Source organism: Streptomyces yerevanensis, from assembly GCF_000716805.1.
Taxonomy (GTDB): domain Bacteria; phylum Actinomycetota; class Actinomycetes; order Streptomycetales; family Streptomycetaceae; genus Streptomyces; species Streptomyces flaveus.
This window is the reverse complement of the sequence record NZ_JNWJ01000099.1, coordinates 1-16,121: the sequence shown is the minus strand read 5'-3', so window position 1 is coordinate 16,121 and position 16,121 is coordinate 1. Positions and strand designations below refer to the sequence as shown.

Here is a 16,121-nt window from a genome sequence, read left to right as displayed (position 1 = left end):
CTGGCCTCAGAACCCGGCGTGGAAGTTCGTCGCGGTCGGCCTCGGCAACGACGTCCCCTACTGGACGGAGTTCCTGCGCGCCCTCGCCGAGATCGACCCGGACATGGCGGTCAACATCGAGCACGAGGACGCCGCCTACTCGCAGACCGAGGGCCTCGCGCTGGCCGCGAAGAACCTGCACAGCGCCGCGGCGGGGCTGTAAGGCACGCCGGTACGTGGCCCGGTTGTCGGACCGCCCCGACCGTGGGGGCGCTGGGGTCAGCGTTTGACGCGGTTGCGGACGGCCAGGACCGCCAGGCCCAACAGGACCGGCTCGGTCACGCGGGACGCCATCTCGATGTAGGTGCCGGCAGTGGTCAGGTCCTGGCCGGAGGAGCGGAACACCACCGAGTTGAGCGTGACGTTCAGGGCCTTCTCGAAGCGCTCGCCGGTGAACCGGTCCCCCGTGGGGTTCTGGGGATCAGCCTTGTCGATCTCGAAGGTGACCCTGCCTCCGCCGGACGGCACGGTGCCGGTCGCTTCCTGCTTCGGGGAGTCCTTCGGAAGCCCGAAGCCCATCAGCAGCATGACGGTGATGAGCATGGCGACAGCGAGCCAGCCCAGGGCCCGGGAGGCGCGCAGACCGTAGCCGGACAGCATCCAATAGCCGTGCAGCAGTCCGCGTTCGGCGCGGGAGGTGCCGGTGCGGTCGTGGCGGCGCATCTCCATCTCGCCGTAGTAGAAATCCGCCGCCCCCGGCTCGTCCTTGCCGTCCTCGAACGCCTTGCGCAGTGCCCGGTACACCGGCGCCAGCTGCGCCGGCCCGACGTGCCCGGCGCCGAACACCGCCACGTTCCAGCCCCGGACTGCTCTCGGCCGGCTCGCGCGCCAGTGGTGCTCTTCGGCGAGGGTACGGCGCTGGGTGAACCGGACCGGGTGCCAGCGCATCGCGTTGAGCGGGACCTTGTCGAAGGAGCAGAGGCCCTCCAGGCGGAGCTGGTCCAGATGCACGGTCCCGGTGAACAGGCACCCCGACAGGTCGACGTCGGCGAGGACCAGATGGGCCGCGTCCACGCCACGCAGCGAGGCGATGCGCACCGTGGCGTCGGGCGCGTCGGCCAGAACCTGCTCTGCCACCGTCCGTCCGTCGGGGAGAACGAAGGGGTCGGCCTCGGCGGCGATCGTGAGGGGATACTCGAAGACCGCGTGGGCGAAGTCCACCGTGGCGTAGCGCAGCCGCAACTCGGCGGTTGACGACCAGCGAGTCCTCCGGCATTCCAGGCGGCGCGCGGCAAGCGAGAGGGTCACCGGGCCGCTGAACATCGCCCCGGACAACTCCACCCGCCCGGCGCACACCAACGGCCCGAGGCTGACCGACCGCTCGAAAACCGCCTGCTCGAATCGGGCGTCGCACCCGAAGTCGGCCGATGCAAATACGGCGTCGCCCTGGAAGATCACCGAATCGAACCAGGCGTCGCCCTGGAAGGTCACCGTCCTGAACCTGGCGTCGCGCTCGAAGACCGCCGCCCTGAACAAGGCGTCGCGCTTGAAGGCCGCCGACGAGAACTCGGCGAGGCCAGTGAAGGCCGCCGCCCTGAAGAAGGCGTCGTGCTGAAAGCTCGCGTACTGGAACTCGGCGTTGCCCTGGAAGGCCGCCGATACGAACAGGGCGCCGTCCAGGAAAGTCACCCCATCGAACCAGGCGTCGCGCTCGAAGGTCGCCGACCCAAAGTCGACGTAGCCCTGGAAGATCGCCGCCCCGAACCAGGCGTCGTCATGAAAGGTCACTGAATTGAATCGGGCATCGCGCTCGAAGGTAGCCAACGCAAATACGGCGATGCCCTGGAAGATCACCGAATCAAACCTGGCGCTGCCCTGGAAGGTCGCCGACGCAAATACGGCGTTGCCGAGGCGGGGGTGTCCGGTAGCGGGGTCGCGCAGGGCGTTGAGGAGGGCATCGAGAAGGGGTTCGGTGAAGGAGGTGCCGCGGTGGTCGATGTCGGTGCCGGGGGTCAGGCCGGCCAGGTAGGCATCACGGTCGGTGTCGGGCAGGTGGACGAGGCATGCGGTGTGGCCGGGGACGGGGATGCCTTGGCAGCCGAGCGGGTCCTCCTGGGGGGTGTCGTGACCACAGAACGGCCAGTCATGTGAAATTGGGGACGGTTCGGGACTCGGGTGTGACATACCCGAAGGACGATCGAGCACGGCCGGATAGTTGCCGTCTCCGCCTCCGAGCCGCAGCACTGAATCTTCGCTGCGGCACTGAAGGGCGTACTGAAATTTGCCGTGCGGTCCGACACCGGTCCCGGCGCCGGGACCAGGGCATGGCGTTGAACGCCCCGTACGTCCTGCCGTGCATGCTGGACCGGCTGGTCAGCCAAGAGCCCGGCTGACCGCGTCAGACGCAAGGGCCACTCTCCCGGGGAGGTCGTACTCCGCCCAGATCGTCTTGCCCGGACCGTCGGGGCGCGGGTGCCAGTCCCAGCGGGTGGCAAGGCGGTCGACCAGGAGGAGTCCCCGGCCGGTTTCGTCATCTGCGAGGTCAGGGAGGGCTCCTGGCCGGGGCGGTACGCGTTCGGTGCGGGTGTCGGTGACCTCGACGCGGGCGGTGCCGGTCCGCGCCGCGAGGCACAGGCAGAGGTGGAAGTCCCGGCCGGGGACGTGGCCGTGCGTCACGGCGTTCGCGCTCAGCTCGGCGACGATCAGCACGATCGCGTCGTGGGCTTCGGTGTCGTACGGGATTCCCCAGGCGTCCAGCCGGACGGCTGCCAGGCGGCGGGCGAGACGGGCTCCGCGAGGTGTGGAGGTGAACCGCATCTCGAAGGTGCGGTCGCGGGGATCGGGGGCGGAGGTCAAGTCCGAGGTGAGGGCGGCGAGTTGGGTGGTGCCGGTGGGGCTGTCGGGATTGGTCGTCATGGTCACCACGGTCCTCTTGGTGGCGTAGCGTGACCAAAGGTGACGCACCGACGCGGACCGGCTGTACGCGCTGTGTGTCCACGGGTACGAGGCGCGCGGCGTGACGGCGTCCACTGCGGGGCGTTGGGCCGGGGAGGAGGTAGTCGATGGCGGAGCGTACGGGTGTGGCGGCGGAGCGGTCTTGAGTCTCGGGGACGACTGGGAGGGCAACGACGGGGGCGGGCGGCGGCCCGGAGACGAGGCCGGGAAAGGCGTGGTCACCGCGTTCGGGAAGAACATGAAGACGCTACGCGTGCGAGCGGGGCTGGACCGCGAGGAGTTCGGGAAGCGGATCGGGTATTCGGCCGCGACGGTTGCGTCGTTCGAGCAGGGGCGGAGGATCCCGTCGTCTCGGACCATCGACCGGGCGGACGAGGCGCTCGATGCGGACGGGTTGCTGAGCGCCTGGAAGGAGGAGTTGGAGCAAGCTCAGTATCCGGTGTTCTTCCAGGGGATGGCGGCCTTGGAGAAGGCGGCCATTGAACTGCTCTCGTACAGCGCGCTTGTGTTCAACGGTCTGGTCCAGACCGAGGAGTACATGCGGGCACTGCTCGCCATGCGGCGTCCGGCTCTGGACCAGGAGACCATTGAGCAGCGGGTTACGGCGCGACTGGCCCGCCAGGACATCTTCGACCGCTCGCCTGGGCCGTTGTTGAGCTTCGTGATCACAGAAGCAGTACTACGGCACCGGTACGGTGGAAAGGACGTGCTGCGCGGGCAGTTGGAGCATCTGCTCCTGATCGGTCAGAAGCAGAACGTCGAGATCCAGGTCATGCCGCTCGACTGCGAGGACAACGCAGGCGTGAACGGGCCGTTCACGGTTGTCACGCGCAAGGACGGCAAGAAGTTCGTGTACGTCGAGGCACAGGGCATCGGCTCTCTCCAGACCGACCCGGAACAGACTGCTCTCGCCGCCGCCCGCTATGGGATCATCCGTTCGCAGGCTCTCAGTCCGCGAGAGTCACTGGAGTTCATCGAAGGGTTGCTGGAATCGCTATGAACAACGCTGAGTCCTCGACCGTCGCATCTGGTCTCGTCTGGTTCAAGAGCAGCTACAGCGGAACCGAGGGCGGCGAGTGTGTAGAGGTCGCGGCCAGTACGGCTGCTGTGCACGTCCGGGACTCCAAGGCCGCCGCCGGGCCCGTCGTCACGGTCTCGCGTGAGGCGTGGGCCGGGCTCCTCGAGCTGGCCTCGTCGGGACCGGGCGCCTGACGCTCGTACGATCGCGAGAGCCCTGCCGGTTCCTTCGGACGGCAGGGCTTTTGCGTGGGCGGTTTGGCGACAGCCGGAGCCGGATCGTCACCAAGTCCGCCTATACGATGCGGTCTGGTGTGGTGGAGGAACTTGCCTCGGAGGGTCATGGCCGAGTTGCCGAGCTATGACGCACGGCGCGAGGTGCTCGCCTCATCGAGCGGGTGCGGGCGGCGCCGCGAGCGTGGCCGGATGTACGCGGCCCCGGCTCCGTCGAGGAAATCCGCGAGGCATTTGGGCCACGCCGCTGGATCCATTACGTACCGCACGCTGGAGCCATCGAGATGCGCGAGATCTACTGGGCAGGATGAGGAGCCAGGGAGCCTGACTGCCGGAGTGCGGTGTGCTGACACAGAGCCGCAGAAGCATCGGGCTGAATGTCATGCATGGCCGCCCAGTTGCCGCAGCCAGGTGCGTGTGTTCGTCGTGGCCGGGTGGGTTTCGCCCAGGTGTTCGCGGCGCAAGGCGAGGACGGCCTCCAACTCCGTGCGGGCTACATCCAGCTCTCCCTGCTCGCGCAGCACCAAAGCATGCTCCTGCCGGGTGCTCAGAGTGTCCGGGTGGGTTTCGCCCAGATGCTCGCGGCGCAGGACGAGGACGGCCTCGAACTCCGTACGGGCCATGTTCAGCTCTCCCTGCTCGCTCAGCACCAAAGCATGCTCCTGCCGGGTGCTCAGAGTGGCCGGGTGGGTTTCGCCCAGATGCTCGCGGCGCAGGACGAGGACGGCCTCGAACTCCGTACGGGCTACGCTCAGCACTCCCTGATCGCTCAGCACTGAAGCAAGGTTGTGCCGGGTGGTCAAAGTTTCCGGGTGAGTTTCGCCCAGATGTTCGCGGCTTAGGGCGAGGATGGCCTCGAACTCCGTACGGGCTATGTTCAACTCTCCCTGATCGCTCAGCACGAGAGCAAGGTTGTTCCGGGTGGTCAGAGTGGCCGGGCGGGTTTCGCCCAGATGTTCGCGGCTTAGGGCGAGGATGGCCTCGAACTCCGTACGGGCTACGTCCAGTTCTTCCTGATCCCACAGCACCAAAGCAAGGTTGTTCCGGGTGCTCAGAGTTTCCGGGTGGGTTTCGCCCCGGTGCTCGCGGCTTAGGGCGAGGACGGCCTCCAACTCCGTGCGGGCCTGGAGGTACAGGCCACGGACCCGGAGATATCGGGCTGCGAGTGCAGCCGTCTCGGCAGCCTTCATCGTGATGGGGCTGGACAGAGCAGCGGTGCGGGCGCTGTGAAACAGGTACTGGGCATGAGGCTGCAGCAGTTGCCAGCGATCCCGGTAGGCAGGTTCCTCCGGGGGTCCGGTCTCGTCGGCGTTTGCGGCACTGTCCAGTGCACTGATGGCTGTCCCGAGGGATGTTTGGCTGCGGGTGGCATCGCGGACAAGGGGATGCACTCGCGCCGTCGGAAGGGCGCCGGCTTCCGCGTTGGACTCGGCGAGATCGAGTAGGCCGAGGCTCGCAAGGGCCGTCAACAACTTCCAGAGGCCGGGGCCGTCCAGCTCGGCGAGTTCTCCCGCATCGGCCAGGGTGGTCGGGTTGAGGAGCAGGGTGTAGGGCAGTGGAGCGTCGGCGAACGTGGTGATCAGTTCCAGCAGGGGCAGGGCGAGGAAGTCACCGCGTTTCTCCAGCAGGCCCATGGACATGGCCCATGTCTGGTGGATCACATTCGCGGGGTCGACCCGGCGCAGGTCTTCGTCGAGGGCTCTGCGGTAGGACGAGAAGTCGGTGGGGGTGCTGAGGTTGCGGTAGGCGGGCGGCACCTGGTTGGCCTCGGCCAGGTATGTGCCGGCCAGGCGGAGGGCCAACGGCAAGCCACCGAGGCGAGCGGCCAGTCGGCGGGCATCGTCTGCCGTGCCCGCGGCGGCGGATGCGTGGTCCAGCAGGATCTGGACCGCGTCGGCGATCTTGTCGTCGCCGGACAGGGGGCGCACGGGGTGCAGGGCACACATGCTGCCCCAGGTTCCGGCGCCGCTGTCGCGGGTGGTGATCAGTACGCTTCCGGCCGGACTCGCATGGGGCCGGAGCCAGCCGGTACCGGCCCGTAGGCTGCCGGGGCCGTCCAGCAGCGCGGGATCATCGGCGTTGTCCACCACGAGCAGCCAGGGTGTAGCCAGGTGGGACAGACGCGCCCACAGCACGTCCACGGCATCGCCGGCACTCAACTGCTCGTCTGTGGCCCCGGCATGGCGGGCCACGGCACGGAATCCGGCCTCCAAAGTGGTGTCCTGGCGAGCGTCGATCCACCACACCTGTTGCCCCGCGCTGGTGCGGCGGTGGGCGATTTCCAAGGCCAGGGACGTTTTGCCGCATCCGCCCATGCCGCTCAGCACCTGTATCTGTCGCTTGCCCCCGGGGCTGAGCGCCGACTCCAAGTGCTGAAGCAGTACGTCGCGGCCCCTCAGAGGGCGCGAGGGGTCTCGCAGTCCCAGCGGCGGTACCACTGTGACCCGCTCCGGCACCGACGCCGGTCCTGCGCCACCGACATGGATGGTGTCGGCATACAGGGAGTTGGCAGCCAGCGCTCCGTTGTGAGCCATCACGCCGGAGCCTGGGTCCGCCGTGCTCCCGGGTGCGGTCAGGGCTGATCCGGACCCGGCTGTGTAGGGTTTCCCAACCGCACGCCGCCCTTGATGTCAGCCGTCACCGTCGCGAACGAACCGCGGTCAGCCCGGACGTTCATGTCCCGTCCGGCGGCGGCACTGCCGGTCCCGGCCGATACCGCGCCGGCCGTCTCCTTCAGCACAGCCTGCAGCGCGGCCGCTGCTTCTTCTCGTTCCTCGTCCGCAAGCTCCTCGAAGAAGTCCTCAATACGGGTCTGCCACACCGTCTCCTGGCGCAGGCGTGCCCGCTCGGTGTCTTCCTCGGCTCCGGCGAGTTCGGCCGCGCTGCGGTCCAGCCGTTCCAGCTCTACCCGCTCACGCGTCTGGTTGCCGCGTCCGAACCATGCAGCGATCTTGCTGCGCAGCCCGGTCCACGCGTCCGTGCCCGCGGCTTGCACTACCGCTGCACCGCCCGCCGCTGCCAGCATCGTCAATGACTCCGCCAACATCCCGCCACCCCCTGCGATGAACGACCGACCTGAAGAAAAACGACCGTACCGATGCGCCAGGCAGCACGCTCCGATTTCCCTCTAACACGCTGCGTGAGACGCCAAGGTTCCAGACTCTTCGGACGTATTGAGCGGGCCGCCTCAGGGATGAGGCAGCTCGGGGCGGGAGTTCAGGGCCGGGAGTCAGGACTGTGCGGACGCCGTGGACGGCGCGGGGGTGAGCGACGTGGCGGCCTCCCAGGCGAATCCGTCCGGGTCGGTGAAGGGGCCGACAGTGCTGCCGAGGACGATGCGGTGCGAACCGGTGCCGTCGGCGGGGACGCCGAGGTCCTTGGCCAGGCCGCGACGCTTGTACAGCGCCAGCTTGACGGGGCTGGACTCGTCGGAGGCGAACTCGGCGTACTTGCCGCCGAAGCTCCTGGCCACGGTCAGGCCCCGGCCGACGTAGAACTGCTTGCTGGCCTTCACGTCCTCGACGCCGAGCAGGAGGACGATCTCGTCGATCTCGCGGGTGGCCGGGCCGGTGTCCTTCTTCGCCGAGGTCGCGACCTTCCAGATCGTCCCGTCCGGCGCCTGGACGACGCCGCCGTAGCCCCACAGCGACTTCGTGGCGGGCTTCAGCACCGTGGCGCCGGCGTCCACGGCGGCGCTGAGGAAGCTGTCGACGGTGGCCGGCCGGGACACCGTGAGCGCCAGGGTGAAGCCGCGGAATCCGGTGGAGTGCGCCTCGGACGCCCGCAGGCGTATGTGCGTGTCCACTCCCAAGGCGGTGTGGAAGCGGTGGGCGGTCTCAGGGTCGGCCACCTCGATGGTGACGGAGGTAATGGACGCGGTGGTTGCGGTGGTTGCCATGCCCATCACGCTATGGGCTGCTCGGCGGCCGTGGCTTCTCGATTCCTGACCGGTTCTTGTCACCTGGTTCGCCACGCCGCAGCAGCGCTGTCGCGCGCTCGGTGCGACGCGTCATCAGGTACGCGTACGACGACTCGCCGTAGGAGGCCCGGGAGCGCGCACCGCCGATGCGCTGCTGGTGACCGCGTACCACTCGTCGTGACCTCCTGCCCTCAGCGGCTGGGGGCCAACTCCGCGTCACAGAAAGACAGCTTGTCTTCGAGCCGGATCTGGTTGCCACCACCAGCCGACCTGGCAAAGGTCCGCCCCGCGTACTCCAGACGCCGCGGCTCGCCCATCATGACCCGCGCCGCTTCTCCGGCCGCCATAATGGAGCCATGCCCTCCAGCTCACAGCAACACCCCGCACCCGCGCCGAGGGACCTCGCGGGCGCAGTCGCCGAGGACCTCGCGCTGTACCGGGAGAAGTTCCGGCGGCGTCTGCCGGAGTCGCTGGACGAGTTGCACGGCCCGCCCCAGGGAGTCGTGGAGCTGCCGCTGCACATGGCCTGGTCCGGGATGACCTCCTACGACCTGAGCAAGCCTCGCCAGCGCATGGGCCTGTACCGCACCGTCCTGCACGAGGGCCTGCACGACGACCTGCCCCGCTACCTCAACCAGGACCTGCTCCTCCAGCTGTGGCCGGTCCTGCGCACCCTCGTCGGCCGCACCGTGCGTACCGTGTGGGAAGACGCCTTCTCCCAGCTCGCCTCCCGCACCCGGGCAGCCGCGTGACGGACATGCCGGAGCTGCACACGCGGCTCCTGGCCTTCGGCCCCGACGCCGCCGAGTCGCTGCCCAAGCTGACCTGGCCCGCCGACGGCGCCGAACTGCGCCGCTACGCCGTCCGCACCGGGCGCGACATCGACGACGACGGCGTCCTCGCCGACACCACCGGCCGGCTGAACAGCCTCTACGGCATCACCGGCGACGCGCTCGTCCTCGTACAGCCGGACGGCTACATCGCCAGCATCATCACGTCCAGAACATCCGGCACGTCCGGCACCTCCGACACATCCGGCTGGACAACCGCCTTCACCGCCGCGGCCAGGGCCTTCACGCCGAACTGAGGGGCTGACGGGCGACGTCGCGGGCGTCGTCCGAAGGAACCCCCAACATGCGAAGGACCATCTCCGCCAGGCTGGAGGCCGCCTCCTCGGCGTCGAGTTCGGGGCGGGCGAACCTCAGCTCCACCAGGGACAGCAGGGACCCGCCCAGCGCGGACAGGGCGACGGTCGGGTCGACGGCGGCGAAACGGCCCTCGGCGACCCCGCGTTCCAGGTCGCGCAGGGCTCGGGGCGCGAGCCCCCGGTCGGAGTGGATGTGTCCGAGTCCGCGGTGGCGCAGGATCTGCATGAGCTCCGGGTGGGAGTCGACCATCCGCGCGCTGAGCCTCAGGCCCGCCGCGACGAGCTCGGCCGGGTCGTCGGTCCCCCGCAGACGCTCGTCGATGGCCTGGCCGAACTCCTCGAGCGCGTCCACCACCGCCGCGTCGAACAGTTCCGTCTTCGACTCGAAGTGGTTGTAGAAGGTGCCGAAACCGACGTCCGCGCGCTCCGCGATCGCCTGGATGCTCGCGCTGGTGTCTCCGGTCTCGGCCAGGATCTGCCGGGCCGCGCGGACGAGCGCCTGGCGGGTGCCGGCGCGGCGCCGTTCGAAGCGGTTGCTGGGCGGGGCTGAGGTCGGCATGCGGTGAGTCTAACAACGGCGACGATGACGATCGCATTTCTGATGGATCCATCATTTTGCCTCCGCCAAGCCCTTGACGATGAATTCCTCAGAGCTGATGCTTTCATCATTACGGCAATGTTGCTTGGAGGGCACCGTGTCCCAAACCCACGTGGACGAGACCGACGTCAGAACAGCCCACCAGGACCTCCACAGCGCGCAGGGCGCCCTGCGCGGCGAACACCCCGGGCGCTCCCGCGATCCGCTGATCAAGGTGGCCGACCTGGCCTGGCTGGAGTTCGAGAAACCCGACCTCGACCGCGCGGAGGTCTTCGCGCGTGACTTCGGTTTCGGGATCGCCGCCCGCACCGAGCGCGCGCTGTGGCTGCGGGGCACCTTCGCCGGCTCGCCCTGCATGGTGATCCGACGCGGCCGTACGTCCCGTTTCATCGGCCCTGCGTTCCGCGCGGCAGAGCGGGCCGACCTGGACCGGCTGGCCCGCGCGACCGGCTCCGCCGTGCGAGACGTGGACGCGCCCGGCGGCGGCAAGGTGGTCGACCTGCTCGACCCCTCCGGCATCCCGGTGCGGGTCGTACACCGTGCCGAGGAACTGCCCGCGCTGCCCGAACAACGGCCGCTCCTTCTCAACTCCGGGACGGATCACCGTCGTACGAACGTCACGCAGCGCCCGCCGCGCGAGCCGTCACGCGTTCAGCGGCTGGGACATGTGGTCCTGGAGACGCGGGTGTTCGCCCGTGCCCTGGGCTGGTACCTGGACACCCTCGGCATGATCGTCAGCGACTTCCACTTCCTGGACGGTCAGCGGGAGCGCGGCCCGGTCATGGCGTTCATCCGCTGCGACCAGGGAAGCGTCGCGGTGGATCACCACACGCTGGCGATGCACCTTGGCCCGGGGACGGGCTACGTCCACTCCGCCTACCAGGTCACCGACCTCGACGCGATCGCGGCGGGCGGGGAGTACCTGGCCGAGCGCGGCTATCAACGCAGCTGGGGCATCGGCCGGCACCTCTACGGCAGCCAGCTCTTCGACTACTGGCGCGATCCGGACCGCTTCATGCTGGAGCACTTCGCCGACGGCGACCTCTTCTCCCACGACGTCGAACCCGGCTGGTCCCCCATGTCGGCGAGCGGCCTCGCGCAATGGGGGCCGCCGGCGACCCGCGACTTCCTCGGCGCCAATCCGTCTCCCGCCAAGGTCCGTGAGGTGCTGCACGCCCTGCGCGGCGACAACGAACTCGACCCGGCCCGGCTGCTGGGCCTGATGAAAGCGATGAACTCATGAGCACCAATGTCCTGCGCAGCGCCGACGGTTGGTGGGTGGTCCGCGACGTGCGAGCCGTCCGCGTCGACACCAAGGCCGTCACCACTGCCGAGCTGCTCGCCGACCGTGCCGCCGTACGCGAGGCCGCCGCGAGCGGCGCTCCCGGCACGCCCGTCGCTGACCTTGTGGCCCTCTCCCCCATCACCACGCCCTGCCGCGTGGTCGCCCAGATGGTCAACTACCGCAGCCACGCCCGCGATTCGGGCTTCACCGGCGACATCCCGCCCACCTTCTTCCGCAAGGCGTCCGGCTCGGTCAGCGGCCCGCACGACGCGGTCGTCCGGCCGGCGCATGTGAAGTTCCTCGACTACGAGGTCGAACTCGGCCTGGTCATGGGCGCACCCCTGCCCGTGGGCACCGTCGTCACCGAGCAGGACCTGCCCTCGTACGTCGCCGGGCTCGTCGTCACCAACGACGTCAGCGCCCGCGACGTACAGCTGACCAAGACCCAGTTCTACGAGAGCAAGTCGTATCCGACCTTCACGCCGACGGGGCCGTACCTGGCGCTGCTGGAGCCGGAGGAATTCGCCCATCTCCTCGATCTGCGGCTGAAGTTGTCCGTCAACGGTGAGCTGCGTCAGGACCGCACCCTCGCCGACATGATCGTCCGCCCGGCGCAGGCGCTCACGCTGCTCGCCCGCTTCCAGGCTCTCGACCCCGGCGACCTGCTGCTGACCGGCACCCCCGGCGGCACCGCCCTCAAGGCCCCGCCCAAGCCGGTGGAGAAGATCGGCGCGCTGCTGCCACCCGCCGTCAAGTGGAAGGCGTTCTTCAAGAGCCAGGCCAGGAATCCGCGTTACCTCCACGAGGGCGACGTGATCACGGCCACGATCGCGACGCCCGACGGGCTGATCGACCTCGGTGAGCAACGTACGCCCGTGACCGGCGCGAACTGAGACACGAGGTGAGCCGCACATGACCACAGACGAGGCCGTCGGGCAACGGGACACCGCGACCGAGGCGGCACACATACCCGTCGTCATCGTGGGAGCCGGGCCCGTGGGCGTCACCACCGCCCTCCTCCTCGCCCGGCGCGGAGTCCGCACCGTCGTCCTCGAGCGTCACCGGGACGTCTACCCGCTGCCGCGCGCGGTCGCCATGGACGACGAAGTCCGGCGGATCCTCCAAGCCGCCGGTATCGACGGGGAGTTCGCCGCCGTCGCACGGCCAGCCGGCGGGCTGCGTCTGCTGGACTCCCGGCACCGGGTGATGGCCGAGTTCCGGCGCTCCCCGCACGGGCACCACGGCTTTCCGCAGACCAGCATGTTCGACCAGCCGCAGCTGGAACGCCTGCTGCGAGACGCCCTGGCCAGGCGTCCGGAGTGCGAGCTGCGTGGTGGCGTGGAGGTGACCTCCGTAGCAGCGCAGGACGGCGACGGCCCGGTGCGCGTGACCGTCCGTGGGGACGGCGGCGAGACCCACCTGTGGGCCGACGTGGTGCTGGGCTGCGACGGTGCGGGCAGCCTGACCCGCGACGCCATCGGCGCCGTATGGGAGGACCTGCGCTTCGAGGAGCACTGGACCGCCATCGACGTCCGCACCCGCGCCCACGTGCGGTGCTGGGAAGGCGTCGACCAGGTCTGCGACCCCGCCCGGCCCGCGACGTTCATGCGCATAGGCGAGGACCGGTACCGCTGGGAGTTCCGGCTCCGCGACGGGGAGAGCCTCGACGGCACGCACGGGCGGGAGCGGTTGCGGGAGCTGGTGGCCCCGTGGGTGTCGCTCTCGGACGCCGACGACTTCGAGGTGATCCGGCAGGCCCGCTACACCTTCCGGGCCCGCGTCGCCGACCGGTGGCGCCGGGGCCGGGTCTTCCTGCTCGGTGACGCCGCCCACCTCACCCCGCCCTTCATCGGGCAGGGCCTGTGCTCAGGCATACGCGACGCCCACAACCTCACGTGGAAACTTACCCGCGTACTCCAACAGGACGCCGACAAACGGCTCTTGGACACCTACGAGAGCGAACGCAAGCCCCACGCCCGCCATGTCATCCGCCTCGCCGTCGCGACGGGCTGGGCCATGACCGGCGGCCAGGACCGCGCCGCCACGGTCCGCCGGACCCTGCTGGGTGCCGCCTGCCGCATCCCGGGTGTGACGGGCCTGGCCGCCGGCCGTGGCATCAGCCCCGCACTGACCTCCGGCCCGCTGATACGGCGCGGCCGCCTCTCCGGCACCTGCTGCCCCCAGCCCTGGGTGACCGCCGACGGCCGGCGCCTCCGCCTGGACGACGTACTCGGGGACTCGTTCGCCGTCCTGACCGCCGTACCCCTGACCCCGTCGGCACGAGCCGTCGCCGAAGGACTCGGCGCCCGGATCGTCCCCGTGGACGAGGCCGGCGACGACGGCACCCTCGCCGCCTGGCTGCACGACGGCCGCGCGGACGCCGTACTCCTGCGCCCCGACCGCGTCGTCCTGGACACCGTGCCCACCGGCCGCGGCGGCTTCACCGACGCGGCGGCCTGGGCGCCCCTTCTCTGTACGACCCACCGCCCCGCACTCTTGAGGAGCACCGCGCGATGACCACGACAAGTGCCGCACCGTCGTCCCCGGAACCCTTCTGGTCCCCCGACCCGGAGACGGCCGCACACAGCCGTATCGCGGACTTCGGCCGCCGGCTCGCGCGGCAGCGCCACCTCGACGACGCCCACGACCACACCGACTACGCCGCCCTGCACCGCTGGTCCGTCACCGACATCGAGGGGTTCTGGAGCGCGGTGTGGGAGTACTTCGACATCGACGCGGCCGCGCCGTACGAGCGGGTGCTGGAGGAGGAGAAGATGCCGGGCGCCCGCTGGTTCCCCGGCGCCACCCTCAACTACACCCACCACGCCCTGCGCCACCTCGGCGACGACCGGCCGGCGATCATCGCGCTGGACGAGACCGGAGCCGGCTACGAGGTGTCCGGCGACCGGCTGCGCGCCCAGGTCGCCTCCATCGCCGCCACCCTGCGTGACTTGGGCGTCGGCCGGGGCGACCGGGTCGTGGGCTACCTGCCCAACACCCCGCACGCGATCGTCGCCTTCCTCGCCGCCGCGAGCCTCGGCGCTGTCTGGTCGGTGTGCGGCCAGGACTACGCTCCGCAGGCCGCCGCTGCCCGCTTCGGCCAGCTGGAGCCCACGGTGCTGATCGCCGGGGACGGCTACCTCTTCAACGGCACGACCCACGATCGCCGCGACGCCGCCCTGGACCTGGCACGCTCGCTGCCCACCCTCAAGGCCACCGTGCTGGTGGACCACGTGGGCCTGCCCTGGCCCGAGGGCAACTACCCGGCGCTGACACTTGCTTGGGAGGACGCGGTCACCCGCACCGAGCAACTCACCTGCACGCCTGTGCCGTTCGACCACCCCCTGTGGGTCGTCTTCTCCTCCGGCACCACCGGCCTACCCAAGGGCATCGTCCACGGCCACGGCGGCGTCCTGCTGGAGCACTTGAAGACCCTCGGCCTCCACTCCGACCTGTGCCCCGGCGACCGCCTCCTCTGGTACACCACCACCCACTGGATGATGTGGAACCTGGTCGCCTCCACCCTCCTGACGGGCGCCACCACCTGTACGTACGACGGCAGCCCGGCCCCGGCCGCCCGCCCGGACGTCCTGTGGGAACTGGCCGCCCGCCACCGCGTCACCCTCTTCGGTACCAGCCCTCAATACCTCCTCGGCATGGCCAAGTTCGGCATCGACCCGTCCGTACACGACCTGTCGTCGATCCGCACCATCGGCTGCACCGGCTCCACGCTGCCCGCCTCGGCCCACCCCTGGGTCCGCGACCACGTGGGCGACCGCGTCCAGTTGGCCTCCATCACCGGCGGCACGGACGTCGTCTCCGGCTTCGCCGGCAGCGCCCCCACCACGCCCGGCTGGGCCGGGGAGCTGTCCGCGCCTCATCTGGGCGTGGCCCTGGCGGCGTACGACGCCGAAGGGTTCCCGGTGGTGGATCAGGTCGGCGAGCTGGTCGTCACCCGCCCCATGCCCTCCATGCCGCTGCACTTCTGGAACGACCCCGACGGGACCCGTTTCCGCGACGCCTACTTCGGCTCGTACCCGGGTGTGTGGCGGCACGGCGACTGGATCACGGTCACCGGTCATGGCTCGCTGATCGTGCACGGCCGCTCCGATTCCACCCTCAACCGCAACGGCGTACGCCTGGGCAGCGCCGACATCCACGCCGTCGTCGAACGCCTCCCGGAGATCACCGAAGCCCTGGTCATCGGCGCGGAGGAACCGGACGGCGGCTACTGGATGCCGCTGTTCGTCGTCCTCGCGGCCGGCGCCGAACTGGACAATGCCCTCCGCGACCGGATCCGCGAGGCCATCCGCATCGGCGCCTCACCGCGTCACGTCCCCGACGAGATCCTCGCCGTCCCGGGCATCCCCCATACCCGCACCGGCAAGAAACTCGAAGTCCCCGTCAAACGCCTCCTCCAAGGAGCCCCTGCCGACCAGGTCGTCGACCCCGCGGCCGTCGACAGCCCCGACCTCCTGGCGTATTTCACCCGCCTGGGCACTGAACGCCGGGAGGCGAGAAACAGCACGTGACGAGGAACAGGGTGGCGAAGATGCCGCCGTGCACGCTGCCGATCGGGTTGTAGTGCTCCTCGCCCGGCGTCAGCGAGAAGACCGCCCTGCCGGGCTCCACCTCGTCCAAGGGGAAGTCGACGGTATAGCCGATCGGCGCCCTTGGCAGCCGCCCCGCCTGCACCTCGCGCAGGAAGTCGATGCCGGCCATGCGCCCGGCGGCCTCCGCCAGGATCGCGGGATCGTCCCAGTTGTACGTACGCGTTCGCCCCACGGCCGGCGCCCTTCCCTCTGACTGTCAGCTGACTTTTTCAAGTGAAGCTAGGCTTTTGTTCACCTGACTGTCAACAGCGAAGTCAGGCCCGTACGATGGCGGAATGGAGTGGCTTGAGGCGAGCACGGAGAACTGCCCCGTCCAGCGCACGCTCGACGTGATCGGGGAGAAATGGACGCTGCTGATCCTGCGTGACGCCGTC

The 16,121-nt window shown here is 69.6% G+C and carries 15 protein-coding genes and 3 pseudogenes; 10 read left to right on the top strand and 8 right to left on the bottom strand.

The window, feature by feature from the left end; genetic code table 11:
* A pseudogene (locus OP79_RS46115) lies at positions 1-202 on the top strand (sugar phosphate isomerase/epimerase); the annotation flags it as partial.
* Between the two features lie 56 nt (positions 203-258).
* Here the strand turns inward: OP79_RS46115 and OP79_RS46110 are convergent.
* Together OP79_RS46110 and OP79_RS46105 are read right to left on the bottom strand one after the other, a co-directional pair.
* Entirely contained in the window at positions 259-2,163 is a 1,905-nt protein-coding gene (locus OP79_RS46110) for a pentapeptide repeat-containing protein (protein WP_033329189.1), read from the bottom strand.
* Between the two features lie 189 nt (positions 2,164-2,352).
* Complete coding sequence (locus tag OP79_RS46105; RefSeq protein WP_211271010.1) at positions 2,353-2,895, bottom strand: ATP-binding protein; 543 nt, start codon at positions 2,893-2,895, stop codon at positions 2,353-2,355.
* Between the two features lie 181 nt (positions 2,896-3,076).
* On the opposite strand from OP79_RS46105, the gene OP79_RS46100 reads away from it, so the two are divergent.
* Together OP79_RS46100 and OP79_RS46095 are read left to right on the top strand one after the other, a co-directional pair.
* A complete protein-coding gene (locus OP79_RS46100) occupies positions 3,077-3,934 on the top strand; it encodes a helix-turn-helix domain-containing protein (RefSeq protein WP_033329187.1) in 858 nt (285 codons plus the stop codon).
* Positions 3,931-4,146, top strand: a complete 216-nt coding sequence (locus tag OP79_RS46095; protein ID WP_033329181.1) for a DUF397 domain-containing protein — start codon at positions 3,931-3,933, stop codon at positions 4,144-4,146. The genes OP79_RS46100 and OP79_RS46095 overlap by 4 nt, the downstream gene beginning before the upstream one ends.
* 419 nt (positions 4,147-4,565) lie before the next feature.
* Here the strand turns inward: OP79_RS46095 and OP79_RS54765 are convergent, their stop codons facing one another.
* From OP79_RS54765 to OP79_RS57675, 4 genes and pseudogenes are all read right to left on the bottom strand, one after another.
* Complete coding sequence (locus OP79_RS54765) at positions 4,566-6,719, bottom strand: tetratricopeptide repeat protein (RefSeq protein WP_051745700.1); 2,154 nt, start codon at positions 6,717-6,719, stop codon at positions 4,566-4,568.
* Positions 6,720-6,757: 38 nt separating this feature from the next.
* Entirely contained in the window at positions 6,758-7,210 is a 453-nt protein-coding gene (locus OP79_RS46085; RefSeq protein ID WP_245685695.1) for a hypothetical protein, read from the bottom strand.
* Between the two features lie 204 nt (positions 7,211-7,414).
* Positions 7,415-8,089: a glyoxalase gene (locus tag OP79_RS46080; RefSeq protein WP_033329185.1), complete on the bottom strand. Its 675-nt coding sequence runs from the start codon at positions 8,087-8,089 to the stop codon at positions 7,415-7,417.
* Positions 8,090-8,150: 61 nt separating this feature from the next.
* Positions 8,151-8,276 (bottom strand): annotated as a pseudogene (locus OP79_RS57675) (AraC family transcriptional regulator); the annotation flags it as partial.
* Positions 8,277-8,460: 184 nt separating this feature from the next.
* Here OP79_RS57675 and OP79_RS46070 point away from each other — a divergent pair.
* Both OP79_RS46070 and OP79_RS46065 read left to right on the top strand, forming a co-directional pair.
* On the top strand, positions 8,461-8,856 hold the full coding sequence (locus OP79_RS46070) for a hypothetical protein (RefSeq protein WP_033329178.1): 396 nt from the start codon (positions 8,461-8,463) through the stop codon (positions 8,854-8,856).
* A gap of 5 nt (positions 8,857-8,861) precedes the next feature.
* Positions 8,862-9,191: a hypothetical protein gene (locus OP79_RS46065; protein ID WP_033329177.1), complete on the top strand. Its 330-nt coding sequence runs from the start codon at positions 8,862-8,864 to the stop codon at positions 9,189-9,191.
* Here the strand turns inward: OP79_RS46065 and OP79_RS46060 are convergent.
* The gene (locus tag OP79_RS46060) at positions 9,178-9,810 is read right to left on the bottom strand and encodes a TetR/AcrR family transcriptional regulator (RefSeq protein WP_033329176.1); all 633 of its coding nucleotides are present in this window, start codon (positions 9,808-9,810) and stop codon (positions 9,178-9,180) included. The two genes, OP79_RS46065 and OP79_RS46060, sit on opposite strands and share 14 nt — an antisense overlap.
* A gap of 136 nt (positions 9,811-9,946) precedes the next feature.
* On the opposite strand from OP79_RS46060, the gene OP79_RS46055 reads away from it, so the two are divergent.
* From OP79_RS46055 to OP79_RS46040, 4 genes are read left to right on the top strand one after another with little or no spacing between them, the layout of a single operon-like run.
* On the top strand, positions 9,947-11,092 hold the full coding sequence (locus tag OP79_RS46055; protein ID WP_033329175.1) for a VOC family protein: 1,146 nt from the start codon (positions 9,947-9,949) through the stop codon (positions 11,090-11,092).
* The gene (locus OP79_RS46050; RefSeq protein WP_033329174.1) at positions 11,089-12,027 is read left to right on the top strand and encodes a fumarylacetoacetate hydrolase family protein; all 939 of its coding nucleotides are present in this window, start codon (positions 11,089-11,091) and stop codon (positions 12,025-12,027) included. The genes OP79_RS46055 and OP79_RS46050 overlap by 4 nt, the downstream gene beginning before the upstream one ends.
* Before the next feature lie 19 nt (positions 12,028-12,046).
* A complete protein-coding gene (gene mhpA / locus OP79_RS46045) occupies positions 12,047-13,651 on the top strand; it encodes a bifunctional 3-(3-hydroxy-phenyl)propionate/3-hydroxycinnamic acid hydroxylase MhpA (RefSeq protein WP_051745698.1) in 1,605 nt (534 codons plus the stop codon).
* Positions 13,648-15,666, top strand: a complete 2,019-nt coding sequence (locus OP79_RS46040) for an acetoacetate--CoA ligase (protein ID WP_033329173.1) — start codon at positions 13,648-13,650, stop codon at positions 15,664-15,666. The genes mhpA and OP79_RS46040 overlap by 4 nt, the downstream gene beginning before the upstream one ends.
* 7 nt (positions 15,667-15,673) lie before the next feature.
* Here the strand turns inward: OP79_RS46040 and OP79_RS46035 are convergent.
* Positions 15,674-15,919, bottom strand: a pseudogene (locus OP79_RS46035) (PaaI family thioesterase); the annotation flags it as partial.
* 103 nt (positions 15,920-16,022) lie between these two features.
* Here OP79_RS46035 and OP79_RS57670 point away from each other — a divergent pair.
* A partial coding sequence (locus OP79_RS57670; protein WP_033329172.1) for a winged helix-turn-helix transcriptional regulator occupies positions 16,023-16,121 on the top strand: 99 nt, incomplete at its 3' end.

Excerpts from the sequence above, each read along its gene's own strand:
- OP79_RS46085 (WP_245685695.1), bottom strand. The coding sequence starts at position 7,210 with ATGCTGGCAGCGGCGGGCGGTGCAGCGGTAGTGCAAGCCGCGGGCACG.
- OP79_RS46040 (WP_033329173.1), top strand. The coding sequence starts at position 13,648 with ATGACCACGACAAGTGCCGCACCGTCGTCCCCGGAACCCTTCTGGTCC.
- OP79_RS46095 (WP_033329181.1), top strand. The coding sequence starts at position 3,931 with ATGAACAACGCTGAGTCCTCGACCGTCGCATCTGGTCTCGTCTGGTTC.
- OP79_RS46080 (WP_033329185.1), bottom strand. The coding sequence starts at position 8,089 with ATGGGCATGGCAACCACCGCAACCACCGCGTCCATTACCTCCGTCACC.
- OP79_RS54765 (WP_051745700.1), bottom strand. The coding sequence starts at position 6,719 with ATGGCTCACAACGGAGCGCTGGCTGCCAACTCCCTGTATGCCGACACC.
- OP79_RS46065 (WP_033329177.1), top strand. The coding sequence starts at position 8,862 with ATGCCGGAGCTGCACACGCGGCTCCTGGCCTTCGGCCCCGACGCCGCC.
- OP79_RS46070 (WP_033329178.1), top strand. The coding sequence starts at position 8,461 with ATGCCCTCCAGCTCACAGCAACACCCCGCACCCGCGCCGAGGGACCTC.
- mhpA (WP_051745698.1), top strand. The coding sequence starts at position 12,047 with ATGACCACAGACGAGGCCGTCGGGCAACGGGACACCGCGACCGAGGCG.
- OP79_RS46105 (WP_211271010.1), bottom strand. The coding sequence starts at position 2,895 with ATGACGACCAATCCCGACAGCCCCACCGGCACCACCCAACTCGCCGCC.
- OP79_RS46060 (WP_033329176.1), bottom strand. The coding sequence starts at position 9,810 with ATGCCGACCTCAGCCCCGCCCAGCAACCGCTTCGAACGGCGCCGCGCC.
- OP79_RS46050 (WP_033329174.1), top strand. The coding sequence starts at position 11,089 with ATGAGCACCAATGTCCTGCGCAGCGCCGACGGTTGGTGGGTGGTCCGC.
- OP79_RS46110 (WP_033329189.1), bottom strand. The coding sequence starts at position 2,163 with ATGTCACACCCGAGTCCCGAACCGTCCCCAATTTCACATGACTGGCCG.